Source organism: Streptomyces sp. JH34 (assembly GCF_029428875.1).
GTDB lineage: Bacteria > Actinomycetota > Actinomycetes > Streptomycetales > Streptomycetaceae > Streptomyces.
In genome coordinates, this window is record NZ_JAJSOO010000001.1 from 3215452 (window position 1) to 3230323 (window position 14872).

14 protein-coding genes and 1 pseudogene are annotated in these 14872 nt (G+C 74.0%); 9 read left to right on the forward strand and 6 right to left on the reverse strand.

Features of this window, described 5'->3' with window-relative positions:
* Nucleotides 1–9: 9 nt before the first annotated feature.
* Nucleotides 10–942, reverse strand: a complete 933-nt coding sequence (locus LWJ43_RS14115) for a DUF3027 domain-containing protein (RefSeq protein WP_277332610.1) — start codon at nt 940–942, stop codon at nt 10–12.
* A 439-nt stretch (nt 943–1381) separates the two neighbouring features.
* On the opposite strand from LWJ43_RS14115, the gene LWJ43_RS14120 reads away from it, so the two are divergent.
* The 4 genes from LWJ43_RS14120 to LWJ43_RS14135 are packed head-to-tail and all read left to right on the forward strand — an operon-like array spanning nt 1382 to nt 4941.
* Nucleotides 1382–2809 (forward strand): MFS transporter, encoded by a 1428-nt coding sequence (locus tag LWJ43_RS14120; protein ID WP_277332611.1) that lies wholly within the window; start codon nt 1382–1384, stop codon nt 2807–2809.
* A 27-nt stretch (nt 2810–2836) separates the two neighbouring features.
* On the forward strand, nt 2837–3319 hold the full coding sequence (locus LWJ43_RS14125) for a DUF2771 domain-containing protein (protein ID WP_277332612.1): 483 nt from the start codon (nt 2837–2839) through the stop codon (nt 3317–3319).
* A gap of 25 nt (nt 3320–3344) precedes the next feature.
* Nucleotides 3345–4064 carry a futalosine hydrolase gene (locus LWJ43_RS14130; RefSeq protein ID WP_277332613.1) on the forward strand — a complete coding sequence of 240 codons (720 nt, stop codon included), beginning with the start codon at nt 3345–3347 and terminating at the stop codon, nt 4062–4064.
* Complete coding sequence (locus LWJ43_RS14135; protein ID WP_277332614.1) at nt 4036–4941, forward strand: 1,4-dihydroxy-6-naphthoate synthase; 906 nt, start codon at nt 4036–4038, stop codon at nt 4939–4941. The genes LWJ43_RS14130 and LWJ43_RS14135 overlap by 29 nt, the downstream gene beginning before the upstream one ends.
* Before the next feature lie 36 nt (nt 4942–4977).
* On the opposite strand, the gene LWJ43_RS14140 is transcribed toward LWJ43_RS14135, so the two are convergent.
* Nucleotides 4978–5361, reverse strand: coding sequence for a cold-shock protein (locus LWJ43_RS14140; protein WP_277332615.1), 384 nt, complete (start codon nt 5359–5361; stop codon nt 4978–4980).
* 167 nt (nt 5362–5528) lie between these two features.
* Between LWJ43_RS14140 and LWJ43_RS14145 the strand changes: the two genes are divergently transcribed.
* Nucleotides 5529–5765, forward strand: coding sequence for a hypothetical protein (locus LWJ43_RS14145; RefSeq protein WP_277332616.1), 237 nt, complete (start codon nt 5529–5531; stop codon nt 5763–5765).
* A gap of 140 nt (nt 5766–5905) precedes the next feature.
* Here the strand turns inward: LWJ43_RS14145 and LWJ43_RS14150 are convergent, their stop codons facing one another.
* Nucleotides 5906–6523 carry an HAD family hydrolase gene (locus LWJ43_RS14150; protein WP_277332617.1) on the reverse strand — a complete coding sequence of 206 codons (618 nt, stop codon included), beginning with the start codon at nt 6521–6523 and terminating at the stop codon, nt 5906–5908.
* Nucleotides 6524–6843: 320 nt separating this feature from the next.
* On the opposite strand from LWJ43_RS14150, the gene LWJ43_RS14155 reads away from it, so the two are divergent.
* From LWJ43_RS14155 to LWJ43_RS14165, 3 genes are read left to right on the forward strand one after another with little or no spacing between them, the layout of a single operon-like run.
* On the forward strand, nt 6844–7854 hold the full coding sequence (locus tag LWJ43_RS14155) for a FecCD family ABC transporter permease (protein WP_277332618.1): 1011 nt from the start codon (nt 6844–6846) through the stop codon (nt 7852–7854).
* Nucleotides 7851–8936, forward strand: coding sequence for a FecCD family ABC transporter permease (locus LWJ43_RS14160; RefSeq protein ID WP_277332619.1), 1086 nt, complete (start codon nt 7851–7853; stop codon nt 8934–8936). Before LWJ43_RS14155 ends, LWJ43_RS14160 begins: the two co-directional genes overlap by 4 nt.
* Nucleotides 8933–9787: an ABC transporter ATP-binding protein gene (locus LWJ43_RS14165; RefSeq protein WP_277332620.1), complete on the forward strand. Its 855-nt coding sequence runs from the start codon at nt 8933–8935 to the stop codon at nt 9785–9787. Before LWJ43_RS14160 ends, LWJ43_RS14165 begins: the two co-directional genes overlap by 4 nt.
* 119 nt (nt 9788–9906) lie before the next feature.
* On the opposite strand, the gene LWJ43_RS14170 is transcribed toward LWJ43_RS14165, so the two are convergent.
* The 3 genes and pseudogenes from LWJ43_RS14170 to LWJ43_RS14180 all read right to left on the reverse strand — a co-directional run bounded on the left by LWJ43_RS14170 (nt 9907) and on the right by LWJ43_RS14180 (nt 12302).
* Entirely contained in the window at nt 9907–10452 is a 546-nt protein-coding gene (locus LWJ43_RS14170) for a TetR/AcrR family transcriptional regulator (RefSeq protein WP_277332621.1), read from the reverse strand.
* A gap of 12 nt (nt 10453–10464) precedes the next feature.
* Nucleotides 10465–11046 carry a sugar O-acetyltransferase gene (locus LWJ43_RS14175; protein WP_277332622.1) on the reverse strand — a complete coding sequence of 194 codons (582 nt, stop codon included), beginning with the start codon at nt 11044–11046 and terminating at the stop codon, nt 10465–10467.
* A 96-nt stretch (nt 11047–11142) separates the two neighbouring features.
* Nucleotides 11143–12302, reverse strand: a pseudogene (locus tag LWJ43_RS14180) (hypothetical protein).
* A 64-nt stretch (nt 12303–12366) separates the two neighbouring features.
* Here LWJ43_RS14180 and LWJ43_RS14185 point away from each other — a divergent pair.
* Entirely contained in the window at nt 12367–14832 is a 2466-nt protein-coding gene (locus LWJ43_RS14185) for a helicase C-terminal domain-containing protein (protein ID WP_277332623.1), read from the forward strand.
* The last annotated feature ends 40 nt before the right edge of the window (nt 14833–14872 follow it).

Genomic DNA, 14872 nt, shown 5'->3' on the forward strand with positions numbered 1-14872 from the left:
GCGGGAGGGTCAGGAGTGGCCGAGGTCTTCCGTCGAGCCGTCGGGCTGGGCCGGGACCGAACCCGAGTCGTCCGCCGGACGCAGCTGGTAGTCGTCCACCCGCATCGTGTCCAGCGCGTGCGGCGCCGGCTTCGGCGGCTTCGGCATGACCGCCGCCTCGGAGTGACCACCGCAGCCGTACGACAGGGAGACCACCCGGCCGTCCGCCGGGGCGAACTCGTTCGCGCAGACCCCGAAGGCCTGCCTCAGCGAGCCCGTCATCGGCACCAGGAACGCACAGCTGACGCACGACGCCGGCGCCGCCTGCGCCATGGGCGTCCTCGCGCCGAACTCCTCGTCCCACCGGTCCGCCGCGAGCCCCAGCCCGTAACGGGACAGCACCCGCGCACGGCGCGTGCCGAGCTCCTCCGCGACCGAGGCGATCGAGCCGCGGACCGTCCCGGGCAGCGTCGTCAGCTCCGCGTCCTCCGCGTCGGCGAGGGCGGCCAGCTCCTGCGACACGTCGGAGACGGCGGAGTTCGGCAGGGGCTCGTCCTCGCCCGTCCAGCCGGGCTCCAGGCGCGGGTCCTCCGCCTCGGTCGGCAGGAGGTCGCCGGGGCCCATGTCACCGGGCCGCAGCCGCTCGCTCCAGGGCACCCACTCGGGGGCGAGGAGCGCGTCGGACCCGGGCAGCAGCACCGTTTCGTCAAGCGTGACGTTCTTGGCGCGGGAGGCCCTGGCGACCGTCACCGCCCAGCGCCAGCCCCGGTAGCCGGGCTCCTTGGACTCGAAGTAGTGCGTGACGACCCGGTCCCCCTCGGAGACCAGGGCCACGTGCTCACCCACCACTCCTGGCGCGGCAGCTTCCTCCGCCGCCGCGCGTGCGAGGTCTACCGCCTCGGCGCACAGACGGTCAGGGGCGGGGGTACGGGCCGTACGGCTTCGCGTCGTCGCAGCACTCACAGGTCTCGCTTCTCTCCATACGCCGTCTCACGAGCGCGCCAGCAGCTCCATCGATGTCCGATTTCGGCCATGACAGTTGTGGGCGGAGCGGACCTGGGGGCCGCGTCGACGTCCACACCCGTTGTGCCTGCCTCGGGCGCGCCTTCTGCCACCCATTCTGCGGGATCGCGGAGAGGCGCGCGGCCAAGAACAACCGCCGGTGGCGCGTGAGTGCACGCTACCCTCTCCGCCGCTCCCAGCCCACCTGCCCGTCCCAAACAGGTTCGGAACGCTTGCGGACCGGTCACGCCTCCGACGCCCCGCCGGGGCGGAAACGCCCGGGACCGCTGGTGTGTCCCAGCCTTTTTCCGGCCGGGAGGACTCACCCGACGGAGCGGCCCGGACCGCGCCCCGGGCGATCATGGGTTCGTCCCGGCGGGGGGTGGGGCACTATGACCACGTGGCCGCCGCCAGGTCGTCCGACCGATCCGGCCCGCTCCGCAGGGCGGGCCGGGCGATGGGCCGTGCCCTGCGCGCCCCCTTCACCGGCACCGCGCGGGGGATCCGGAAGGCGACCCACGCCCACGGGGCGGGCGAGTCCGGCCTCGGCAAGCTGATCGAGCTGCACGCGGTCAACGGCGCCGGTGACGTCATGATCACCGTGGCTCTGGCCTCCACGGTGTTCTTCTCCGTACCGACCGACGAGGCGCGCGGGCGCGTCGCCCTCTATCTCGCGGTCACGATGGCTCCCTTCACCCTGCTTGCCCCGGTGGTCGGCCCGCTCCTGGACCGGCTGCCGCACGGCCGCCGCGCGGCGATGGCCGGCGCCATGTTCGCGCGGGCCGTCCTCGCGATCACGATGTCGGGCGCGGTGGCCACGGGCGGCCTGGAGCTCTATCCGGCGGCTCTGGGCGTCCTGGTCTGCTCGAAGGCGTACGGGGTGGTGCGCAGCGCCGTCGTTCCGCGCCTGCTGCCACCCCGCTTCTCCCTGGTGAAGGCGAACTCACGGGTCACCCTGGCGGGTCTGCTGGCGACCGGCGTCGCGGCGCCGATCGGGGCGGGGCTGCAGAGCATCGGCTCCCCCTGGCCCCTCTACGGCGCCTGCGCGATCTTCCTCGGCGGGACCGTCCTCGCCTTCACGCTCCCCCACAAGGTCGACTCCGCGAAGGGGGAACGTAAGGCGCGGCTCGTCGTCCCGCACGAGGACGCGGCCCTTCCACCGGCCCCCGCACCCGTCACCAAGGGCGGCGGGAGCACCAGGACCGGCAGGAGGAGGGGACGGGACAAACCACCGGGACTGCGTTCCGTCGGGCCGTCCGTCCTGCACGGTCTCCAGGCCAACGCCTCGCACCGCGCGCTCTCCGGGTTCCTGATCTTCTACCTGGCGTTCCTGCTGCGTGAGCACCCGCTGGCCGGGCAGAGCGCCGCGGTCTCCCTCGGCATCGTCGGCGTGGCGGCGGGCGTCGGCAACGCCTGCGGCACCGCGGTCGGCTCGTGGCTGAGGGCCCGCGGCCCCGAACTGATCGTCGCCACGGTGCTGGGGCTCGCCCTGGGGGTGGCGGTGCTCGCCGCGGTCTTCTTCAGCACGGTGATGGTGGCCGCGCTCACCGCGGTCGCCGGTTTCACCCAGGCCCTGTCGAAACTGTCGCTGGACGCGATGATCCAGCGCGATGTCCCGGAGGAGGTGCGCACGTCGGCCTTCGCCCGGTCGGAGACACTGCTCCAGATGTCCTGGGTGGTGGGCGGCGCGATCGGTATCGCGCTCCCCCTCAACGGCGTAGTCGGCATGTCGGTCGCCGCCGGGATCCTCGCGCTGGGCGCGGGCGCCTCCGTACGGGGACTCCTGGGGGCCGCGCGGCGCGGCTCACCGCACCCCCGCGTGGCGTGAGCGGCACCGACCGATAACCTTCGGCGCATGACCGTTCCGTTCTTCTCCGGTAAGAGCCGTCGAATCGGCGTCGCCCTCGGTGCCGTGTCCGCGGGACTCCTCGTCCTGTCCGCCTGCGACAAGCCGACGCCGCTCGCCACCGTGACGGTCGGCGACAACTCGGTGAGCACCGAGGCCGCCTGCTACAACGACGGCAACGCCCTCAAGGAGTCCGAGGTCCAGGGCTGCCTCAACAAGAAGGCGGAGAAGTCCGTCAAGGTCGCGATGGACGACAAGGTCCGCTTCGGCGTCGACCCCGAGGTCGCGGACAACGGATGGACCCTGTTCATCAACGGCCAGCAGGCCGAGCAGGAGCCGTACAAGAAGACCTACCGCTCGATCCCCGGCAGCGCCTTCTTCGCGAGCCAGACGGGCGAGACCACGGCGGACAAGACGCAGATCAGCATCGTCGAGACCAAGGGTCAGAAGCTCACCGGCGTCTGGCACTTCCAGCTCACGAAGACGTCCTGACCCCCTGACCCCGAGGACCACCGCTGTGCGGGTGCTTGTCGTGACCGCCGTCCCGGCCGAGCGGGACGCGGTCACGCGTGCGTTCGGGGCCGGACCGCGGGTGCGTGAGGTGCCGGGCGGCGAAGTGCACCGCGCCGGCCCGTTCGACGTCCTCGCGGGCGGCGTGGGTCCCGCCGCAGCAGCGGCCGCCACGGCCTTCGCCCTCGCCGGCGCGCCCGCGGGGGAGCCGTACGCGCTCGTCGTCTCGGCCGGTGTCGGCGGCGGGTTCGCACCCGCGGCGCCCGTCGGCTCCCTCGCCGTGGCGACCGGCATCGTCGCCGCCGACCTCGGCGCCGAGACCCCGGCCGGATTCGTGCCCGTCACCGGTCTCGGCTTCGGCAGGGACACCTTCCTGCCGCCCGAGGCACTCGTACGGGACGTGGCGGAGGCCACCGGCGCCGTGCCGGGCCCCGTCCTCACCGTATCCACCGTGACCGGCAGCGCGGCCCGCACCGCCGAGCTGCTGGCCGCACATCCCGGAGCCGTCGCCGAGGCCATGGAGGGCTTCGGCGTCGCGGAGGCAGCCGACCGGTTCGGCGTGCCGACGCTGGAGCTCCGGGCCGTCTCGAACACCGTGGGGCCGCGCGACCGCGAGGCCTGGCGTATCGGCGACGCGCTGGCGGCGCTCACCGAGGCGTTCGGGAAGACCGCACCCGTAGTGGAAAGTTGGACCCGGCATGACCGACTCGACCGACACCGTGACTGACACCGCGACAGACCCGGTCGGCGCACCGCTCCCCGCGCTGCGCATCGCCTTCTCGCCGTGCCCGAACGACACCTTCGTCTTCGACGCCTGGGCGCACGGAAGGGTCCCCGGCGCGCCCGCCCTCGACGTCACCTTCGCCGACATCGACCTCACCAACGGCATGGCCGAGCGCGGCGAGTTCGACGTGCTGAAGGTGTCCTACGCCGTCCTGCCCTGGGTGCTGGACGAGTACGCGCTGCTGCCGTGCGGCGGAGCCCTCGGGCGCGGCTGCGGCCCGCTGGTCCTCACGAAGGAGGCGGGCGCGGACCTGACGGGGAAGACCGTCGCCGTGCCGAGCGAGCGCTCCACCGCCTACCTGCTGTTCCGGCTGTGGGCGGCCGAGGCCGTGCCGGACGGGGTGGGCGAGATCGTCGTCATGCCGTTCGACGAGATCATGCCCGCGGTGCGCGACGGCCGGGTGGACGCCGGTCTGGTCATCCACGAGGCCCGCTTCACGTATCAGAACTACGGCCTGCACAGCCTTGCCGACATGGGCGAGCACTGGGAGTCGACCACCGGCCTGCCGATCCCGCTCGGCGCGATCATCGCCAGGCGCTCACTGGGCGAGGAGACGCTGAACCGGCTCTCGGATTCGATCCGCACGTCGGTGCGGATGGCCTGGGACGACCCGGAGCGTTCGCGTCCGTACGTCCTGGAGCACGCCCAGGAGATGGACCCGGCCGTGGCCGACCAGCACATCGGGCTGTACGTCAACGAGTTCACCGCCGACCTCGGCGAGCACGGCTACGCGGCGATCCGCGGGCTGCTGACCCGGGCGGCGGCCGAGGGCCTCGTGCCGGCGCTGGCCCCGGACGCATTCTCCGTCACCGGACGCTGACCGCGTGCTGCCGGGCCGCGGGGGCCCGGCAGCCCGTCAGACGTCGAGTTGGTCGGCGACCGCCCTCAGCAGTCCGGCGATCTTCGCGCCGGCGGCCTTGTCGGGGTAACGGCCCCGCTCCAGCGAGGGCGTGATGTTCTCCAGGAGGGTCGTCAGGTCCTGCACGATCGAGGCGAGCTCGTCCGGCCTGCGCCGCTGTGCGGCGGCGACGGACGGCGTGGGGTCGAGGATCACCACGGAGAGCGCCTGGTCACCGCGCTGGCCGGCGACCACACCGAACTCGACGCGCTGACCGGGCTTCAGCGCGTCGACGCCGGCCGGGAGAACGGAGGAGTGGACGAAGACGTCGGCGCCGTCGTCGCGGGAAAGAAAGCCGAAGCCCTTTTCCGAATTGAACCATTTGACCTTACCCGTGGGCACGTCTGTCCTCGTCCTCGATCTCGTCGGTGCGCGGGGGAGCCGCGGAGAACGGCTCCGGATAGCAGTACAGCGGGTCCGTGACCCGCCGTGCCCCAGGCTAATGGCCCAGGGGCCGGACACAAGACGTCGCCGAAGGGTTCCGCCGAGCTGGGAACTACCCTGGCCGGGTGAGTACTACTCCTTCCGGCGCAGGCGACCGGCTCGTACAGGTCGGCGCGGTCGTCTTCTTCATCGGCGCACTGGCCACCCTCGTCACCGTCGCCCCCCTGTTCCTGGGCACCGACCCCTTCCCGCCCGTCGCCTACGCGGTGTGCATGCTGATGGGGCTGGGCTTCCTGATCGCGGGCGCGGGGGTGGTGCGCTCGGTGTGGAAGAGCTCCCCGAAGCGCGCCGCCGCTGAGTGACCGGCCGCGCCTCCCGCTGTCCGGCCCGCCACTCCCGCGCGTGATCCCCGTGTGCGCGCTCCCGAGGGAGCCGGGCCGCCGCCGGACAATGGCGTGAATCCGGTGCCCGCACCGCGGGCCCGGCCCCCTTCCCCGGCGCGTCAGGCGCCCGCGAAGGTCCTCAGCCAGGCGGGGAACGCCGTGAGGTCCGGAAGGATCACGTCGGCTCCCGCCGCCCGCAGCTCCTCCTCGTCGCACGGGCCGGTGGTGACACCGACGGACAGGGCGTTCGCGGCGTGCGCCCCGCGTACGTCCCCGGTGTGGTCGCCGACGTAGACGCGCGCGCCGTGCTCCAGGAGCGCCTCCGCCTTGCCCTCGGCCCAGAGGCCGCCGACCAGGACGTCCGCCGCGATGCCGAGGTGCGCGAGGTGGAGCTTGGCGTTCGGTTCGTACTTGGCGGTGACGACCACCGCCCGCCCGCCGAGCGCCCGCACGGCATCCACGGACTCCCTGGCACCGGGGAGCGCGGTGGTCGGCGCGATCGCCGTGTCCGGGTACATCGCGCGGTACCGGTCGCAGGCCTCGGCGACCGCGTCGGCCGGGAACCAGTTGGACATCTCGTCCTCGAGCGGCGGCCCGAGGCGGCTGACGACCAGGTCGGTGTCGATGTACACACCCGTCTCGGCGGCCAGCCTCCCGTAGGCGGCCTTGATGCCGGGCCGGGAGTCGATGAGCGTCATGTCGAGGTCGAAGCCGACCGTCAAGGTGTGTGAGGACATGCTCCCCATTGTGCCGACCGCCCCGGCCCCGGTGTCCGGCCCGCCGACGGCGGGGCCCGGGGGTCCGGGGCCGGTCGGCGGCGTGCGGACTCACGGCACCCGCCCGCTCCTGCCGGGGGACCGGAGCCGACCCCGTGCCTCGGCCCCGTACCCCCGTACTCCCCGTCGCCCGTGGAGCGCGCGACGTGGGCCTGCGGCGGGGACGGCGGCCGGAGGCGCTCTGCCGGGGCGCACAGGGCCCGCATAGACTTAGCCAAGCCTTACCTCGCAATGTCCCGTCCCGTGCCGGATCCCGGTCCTCGCCCACCCGATTGGTCCCGATGGCAGCCGCCGCTCCACGCCTGTCCAGACGCGCGCTCGCGACCGCCGCGGCCGTCGTCGCCCTGCTGCTGTCCGTCCTGCTCAGCCTCGCCGTGGGGGCGAGGACCATCGCGCCGTCCGCCGTCCTCGACGCCCTGCTGCACGGTGGGCACTCGGACGCCGCCGAGGTGATCCGGCAGATGCGGGTGCCGCGCACCGTGATCGGACTGATGGTCGGCGCGGCACTCGCCCTGGCCGGCACGGTGCTCCAGGGCATCACCCGCAACCCCATCGCCGACCCCGGGATCCTGGGGATCAGTCAGGGCGCCTCGGTCGCCGTGGTGCTGGCCATCGCGTACGCCGGGATCCACACCCTCACCGGCTATGTGTGGTTCGCCTTCGGCGGGGCCGCCGTCGCGTCCGTGGCCGTGTACGCCATCGCCTCCCGGGGCCGTGGCGGCGCGACCCCGGTGAAGCTCGCGCTGGGCGGGGCCGCGATCAACGCGCTGCTGGTGTCGGTCACGATGGCGGTCCTCACCACGAAGGCCTCGGCCCTCGACGAGTTCCGCTTCTGGCAGGTGGGCTCGATCGCCGGACGCGAGGCCCAGGTCGCCCAGCAGATCTGGCCGTTCCTCCTGATCGGCACCGTCCTCGTGGTGTCCGTGGCGCGCGGACTCGACGCGCTGGCACTCGGCGAGGACGTCGCGAAGGGCCTGGGGCAGAACGTCGCGGCGGTCCGGATCGTCGGCGGCATCGGGGCGACCGTACTCACCGGCGCGGGCGTCGCGGCGGCCGGGCCGATCGCCTTCGTCGGCCTCGCCGTCCCCCACATCGCCCGCGCGATCGTGGGCAGCGACCACCGCTGGGTGCTGCCCATGGCCGCGCTCGTGGGCCCGGTGATGCTCCTCGTCCCCGACGTCGTCGGCCGGGTCCTGTTCCCGCCCGGCGAGGTCCCGGCAGGCGTCATGACGGCCCTGATCGGCGTCCCGTTCCTCGTCACCCTCGTACGCCGGAAGGCGGTGCCCGCATGAGCGCGGACACGGCAGTGCCCGTACGCGCTCCGGTCCGGCCCGCCGGTTACCGGGTCGTGCGGGTCGGGAAGCGGGGCCGCTTCCTGGTCCACCGGCGGGCGGGGCTCGTCGCGGCGGCCCTGGCCGTCCTCCTGGCGGCGGTCTGCGTCGCGTACCTGTGCGTCGGCGAGAGCTTCGTGGCACCCGCGGAGGTCGTGAGGGTCGTCCTCGGGCAGCCGTCCCCGGACGAACTGGTCGTGGGCACGCTGCGGCTGCCCCGCATGGTGGTCGGACTCCTCGTGGGCACGGCGTTCGGGGTCGCCGGGGCACTGATCCAGACCGTGGCCCGCAACCCGCTCGCCAGCCCCGACATCATCGGCGTCAGCCAGGGAGCGAGCGCGCTCACGGTGGGCGCGATGACCTTCGGCCTCACCTCGTACACCGTCCTGCCCTACCTCTCGATCGTCGGCGGTGCGGCCGCCGCGGCCCTCGTGTACGTCTTCGCGTGGCGCGGCGGGCTCCACGCGACCCGGTTCGTCCTCATCGGGATCGGCTTCGCGATCGCCCTGCGGTCGGTGACGACCCTGTTCCTGACGAAGGGCGACTACCTGGTCGCCCAGCAGGCGCAGATCTGGATGACGGGCTCCCTCAACGGCCGGGGCTGGGACGAGGCCGCCCCGATCGGCTGGGCGCTCCTCGTCCTGCTGCCCGCCGTGCTGTGGGCGGCGCGGGCGCAGCGCACCGTCTCGATGGACGACGACACCGCGACGGCGCTGGGCGTTCGCCTCGGGCGCGTACGGCTGGGGCTCGTCGCCCTCGGGGTGGTCCTGGCGTCCGTGGCGACGGGGACGGCCGGGCCGGTCGACTTCGTGGCGCTGCTGGCCCCGCAGATCGCCCGCCGGGTGACGCGTACGGCACAGATCCCGCTGCTGTGCTCGGCACTGCTCGGCGCCGTGATCGTCGTGTTCGCGGATCTGCTGGCCCGCAGGCTCTTCTCCCCCACCGAGCTCCCGGTGGGCGTGCTGACGGCGGCGGTCGGCGCCCCGTATCTGATCTGGCTGATCATCCGTGGCCACGGCGGCCGCGCTGGAGGCGACGCATGACGACCACCCGTACCGAACACAGCACCACGTCCAGGCTCGCGGCACGCGCCCTGACGCTGGCCTACGACGACCGCACCGTCGTGCACGAACTGGACCTGGCCGTTCCCGACGGGTGCGTGACCGTGATCGTCGGCCCGAACGCCTGCGGCAAGTCAACGACCCTGCGGGCCCTAGGCAGGCTCCTGAAGCCGGCCGGCGGGTCGGTGCTCCTGGACGGCACGGAGCTCTCCCGCATCCCCACCCGCACGATCGCCCAGTCGGTCGGGCTGCTCCCGCAGACGCCCGTCGCCCCCGAGGCGATCACCGTCTCGGACCTGGTCGCCCGGGGCCGCCAGCCGCACCAGCGCTGGTGGCAGCAGTGGTCGGACGACGACGAGCGCGCGGTGACGGAGGCCATGGAGCGCACGGACGTCACGACGCTCGGCGACCGGCCGGTGGACGAGCTGTCGGGGGGCCAGCGCCAGCGCGTGTGGATCGCGATGGCGCTCGCGCAGGACACGGATCTGCTGCTGCTCGACGAACCCACGACGTACCTCGACATCGCGCACCAGGTCGAGGTACTGGACCTGGTGCGCCGGCTCGCCGCCCCGGCGGCGGACGGCACCCGCGGACGGACCGTCGTCACCGTCCTGCACGACCTCAACCAGGCCGCCCGGTACGCCGACCACCTCGTCGCCATGAAGGAGGGCCGCATCGTCGCCGAGGGACGGCCCGGTGACGTCGTCACGGCCGAGCTGGTGCGTGAGGTCTTCGGCCTGGAGGCCGTCGTCGTCCCGGACCCGGTCACGGGTTCGCCGCTCGTCGTGCCCGGCGCGCCTTGGGCTCCCACCCCGGCCGATCCGACGGAGTAGCGGGCGGGTGTGCCTGTGGGGCGCGGTGTCAGGTCCGCGCCCCACAGGCGGTTCAGGGGTCGTACGACGGGCGGTTCAGGGGTCGTACGACCGGAGGCGCCGCCCGACGGGAGGTCCGCTCAGGTGCCGGACGTCATCCGCCGCACCGCCAGCCGTGTCAGTTCGCGGCTCTGCGGCTCGGTGTCGAGCGACCGGTGCAGGGCCAGCCCCTCGATCAGCGCGTCCAGCGTGCGGGCGGTGTCCGGGTCGAAGTGCTGCTCCAGGAGGCGGCGGCTGCGGTTCATCCAGGCGTGGGTGAGCTCGCGGTACTCGTCGCGCCGGGCGGCCAGGGTGTAGAGCTCCTGGGTGAGGACGAGGTCCCGGCGGGGCCCTTCGGAGAGCACGTGGATGAGGTCGACGACGGCCTCACGCGCCTGCTCCGGGGTGTCGACCCGGCCCAGGTGCAGCTCGAACACGGCCACGATGTGATCGGCGAAGCGGGTGAAGGCCTCACGCAGCAGGTCGTCCATGCCACCGAAGTGATACGTCATCGAGCCCAGCGGGACGTCGGCGCGTACGGCGATCTTGCGGTGCGAGACACCCGCGACGCCCTCCTCGGCGATGTGGTCGAGGGTGGCGGCGAGAATGCGCTCGCGCCGGTGCGGATCCGTACGTCCGGTGGCCATGGGACAGAAGTATCAGACGCCGCGGACGACTCGGGCGGGGTTGCCCACGGCGACGACGTCGGCGGGGATGTCCTTCGTGACCACCGCACCCGCGCCGATCACGGAGTTGTCGCCGATGGTCACGCCGGGACACACGATGACGCCGCCGCCGAGCCAGACGTTGTCACCGATGGTGATGGGGAGCGCGGCTTCCAGCTTGTCGCGCCGCGGCCCCGGTTCCACGGGGTGGGTCGGGGTGAGCAACTGGACGTTGGGGCCGATCTGGCAGTCCTCGCCGATGGTGATGCGCGCGACGTCCAGGGCGGTCAGGTGGTAGTTGACGAAGGTACGGGCACCGATGGTGATGTTGCTGCCGTAGTCGACGTACAGCGGCGGACGCAGGTCGACGCCCTCGCCCACGGAGTCCAGCAGCTCCGCGAGGACCGCCCTGGCGGCGTCCGCGTCCTCGGTGTGGGCGGCCTGGTAGCGGGCCATGAGACGCATGGCCCGCTGCTGCTGCCTGGCGATCTCGGGATCGTCGGCGATGTAGAGGTCGCCCGCGAGCATGCGTTCGTGGTTGGTGCGCGGATCGTCCGGGAAGTAGTCCGTCGGCATGCGCACGATCGTACCCCCGAGATGTACGAACGTACACTCCCCTGTCGGGTCCACTGCCGCGGCCTCACCCGGGCGGCCCGCACCTCCGCCGCGTCCTCACCCCGGCAGCCTGCGCGCCCGCCACACCAGGTACAGCGCCGACGCCACCGCCGCCACCCGCACCACCACGGGCCAGACCTCCGACATCGCGTCGCCCACCGCGCCCTCCGCCAGGGGCTCGCCCCAGCGGCCGTCCATGCGCCCCACAGCCAGACGAAGGCGCCGGCCACGACGACGCCGGGCAGGCCCATCGCCACCCACTTCGCCTCCGCCCGCGAGAACTTCCGCGAGCTGTACGCCAGCAGCCAGCCGCCCGCGAGCGCCAGCCACGAACCGAGCACGGCACCGGCCACGAGCAGCACGGCGGCCAGCAGCAGCAAGGGGTTCGACAGCCGGGGCCTCGCGGCGGGCCCGCCGTCCACGACGGCCCGCCGGGGGCGGCGCAGCCGCAGCTTCCGGCGGGGCGCAGGCACGGGCGCCACCGGCTCCTCGCCACCCGCCGCCGGCCCGGGCTCCTCCGCCTCCACCGGTGCGCGCGGCCCCGGGGGCTTCGGGGTGCTCGGCAGCCCGAACAGCTCCGGGCTCTCCAGCCCGCCCACGAACCCCGGCACGGCCGTACCCGGCCCCATGGCTCCCGGCATGCCCGAAGACCCCTGGCCACCCTCGCCGAAGGGCCCCGGTTCGATCCGCCACCACTCGGGTTCGCCCTCGGACGGCGCCTGGCCCAGGCCCGCCATGTGCGGGGCCGACGCCGACGGCCAGTCCGGGGCCGGCTCCCCGGCGCCGTGCTCCTCGGGCCCGGGCTCCGCGACCGCCGGCCCGGGACGCGCGGAACCGGGGGGCCCGTGCTCCTCGGCACCCTGCGACGCGCCCTTGCGTGACGCGTCTTTCCGGAGGATCCCCCGCCGCGCCCGCGGCACCGCGCGCGCGTCAGCCGTCCCCCCGGCACCGTCGCCCCGGGGGGACGGCAGCGGCACCGCGCCGTCGCCCGACTCGGCCGCCGCGGAGACGAGTTCACCGGGTGCGCCGAGCTTGCCGAGGATGCGCCGGACCACGGCCGGGGAGTCCGAACCGTCGGTGCCGCGCTGCCGGTCGATCTCGCCCCGCAGCGTGGCGACGAGTCTCATCCGGGCGCCCGAGGACAGCTGTTGCTGCTGCGCCAGGTCACCGACCCGGCTGAGATAGTCGAAGACAAGCTGGTCGCTCTCGATGCCCACGCGATGGTTCTCCCTCCACCCGCCCTGCCCCGACGGTAGCGTTCCAGCGGCTACCGTGGGACGGATGGGGACGACCACACCACCGCGTACGCTCGCCGAAGCTCTGCGCGCCCGGGGCGACGAATCGCTGGCAGGGCTGCTGCGCGCGCGCCCCGACCTGCTCAGCCCCGTGCCGAACGACATCACCCAGCTGGCGACGCGTGCCGGCACGCGCGCCTCCGTCGTCCGTGCGCTGGAGCACCTCGACCGCTTCGCCCTGCAGACCGCGGAGGCGCTGGCCGTTGCGCCGGACCCGGCTCCGTACGACACGCTGCTCGCGCTCCTCACCGGCGACGGCCAGGACGACGGCGACGCGCGCGACGACGCGGGCGCGGCGATCACCGCCGCACTGCCCGACGCCCTGGCGACGTTGCGCGAACAGGCCCTGGTCTGGGGCGAGGACACCGCGCTGCACCTCGTACGCACCGCGCGCGAGCTGCTCGCCCCGTCCCCGCAGCACCCCTCCCCCACGGGCCTCGGCCCGACCGTCGCCGAGGCCACGGCCGGGATGTCGCCCGGCAGGCTGCAGGAGATCCTGGCCGCCGCCGGGCTGCCGGCCACCCACGACCCGGTGTCCGCCGTCGCCGCGCTGAGCGGGCTGTTCACGGACCGGACCAGGATGGCGGAGCTGCTGGACACCGCACCGGTCGAGGCGCTGGCCGTGCTCGACCGGCTGGTCTGGGGGCCGCCGTACGGGGAGGTCACACCGAATCCCGCACCCCCCGTGCAATGGCTGCGCGACCGCGGGCTGTTGCTGCCCGTGTCGACACGCACGGTGGTCCTGCCGCGCGAGGCCGCGCTGCACCTTCGGGCGGGCCGCGCCCACCGTGTGCCCGAGCCCGTCGCCCCGGAACTCGTGGCGTCGGCCGAGCGGGATCCCCAGGCTGTGGACAGGGCGGCGGCCGGCCAGGGCTTCATGGCACTGTCCACCGTCGAGGACCTGCTGAAGCTGTGGAACGACGGCGGCCCGGCCATCCTCCGCGCGGGCGGGCTGAGCGTGCGCGACCTGAAGCGGACCGCCGGAGCGCTCGACGTCACCGAGCGCGTCGCCGCGTTCTGGATCGAACTCGCCTACGCGGCGGGCCTGCTGGCCTCCGACGGCGAGACCGACGAACGGTACGCCCCGACGCCCGCGTCCGACGAGTGGCTCGACCTGCCCGCCCAGGACCGCTGGACCCACCTCGTCACCGCCTGGCTCGCCGCCACGCGCACCGCGGGCCTGATCGGCGGCCAGGACTCCAAGGGCCGGGCCCTGTCGGCACTCGGCCCCGACCTGGACCGCTCGGCCGCGCCCGAGGTACGCCGCCGGGTCCTGGCCCTGTTCGCCGGGCTCCCGCCGGGCACCGCACCCGATCCGCAGACCCTGCTCGCCCGGCTCCGCTGGGAACGGCCGCTGCGCGCGACCGGACCGGGCGGGCCGACGGCCCCCGGCGACGCCTCCGACCTCCGCTCCCGGATCGCCCTGTGGACGGCCAACGAGGCGGAGCAGCTCGGGATCACCGGCCGCGGTGCCCTCTCATCCCAGGCCCGGGCGTTCCTCGACGAGGGCCCCGCCGCGGCCGCCGCCCGTCTCGCCCCGCTGATCCCCGAACCCCTGGACCACGTGCTGCTCCAGGCCGATCTGACGGCGGTCGCCCCCGGTCCGCTGGAACGCCCGCTCGCCGACATGCTCTCGGTGCTCGCGGACGTCGAGTCCAAGGGCGGCGCGACGGTCTACCGCTTCACCCCGGGTTCCGTGCGCCGCGCGCTCGACGCCGGGCGGGCCGCGACCGACCTCCACGCCTTCCTCGCCACCCACAGCCGCACCCCGGTACCACAGCCGCTGAGCTACCTCATCGACGACGTGGCGCGCCGCCACGGCCATCTGCGGATCGGCGCCGCCTCCGCCTACGTGCGCTGCGACGACGAGGCGGTGCTCAACGAGATCCTGGCCGACAAGCGCTCGGCGACCCTGCGGCTCCGCAGGCTCGCCCCGACCGTCCTGGCCGCGCAGGCCGATCCGGGGTCACTGCTCGAGGGGCTCCGCGAGATGGGGTACGCCCCGGCCGCCGAATCCGCCGAGGGCGACGTCCTGATCACCCGTGCCGGCGCGCGTCGCACCCCGCCCCGTACGCCGCCCGTGCCCGTCCCCGAGGGCCCTCCGGTCCCCGACGCCACACTGCTGGCAGCCGCGGTCCGGGCCGTCAGGGCCGGTGACACGGCGGCCAGGGCCGTCCACAAGGACACGACGGACACCGCGACGACGGGCGCCCTCCCCCGCACGGCCCCGGCCGAGACGCTGGCCACGGTGCAGGCGGCGGCGATGACCGGTTCGGCGGTCTGGATCGGCTACGTCAACGCGGACGGCGCGGCCAGCCAGCGGGTGATCGCCCCGGTCAAGGTGGAGGGCGGCTTCGTGACGGCGTACGACCACACGGCCGACGAGGTCCGGACGTATCCGCTGCACCGGATCACGGGCGTCGCGGAGCTCGCCGACGAGCAGACGAACTGACGGGCCGGTGCCTGACGGGCTGACCGGCTGACGGCCTGGA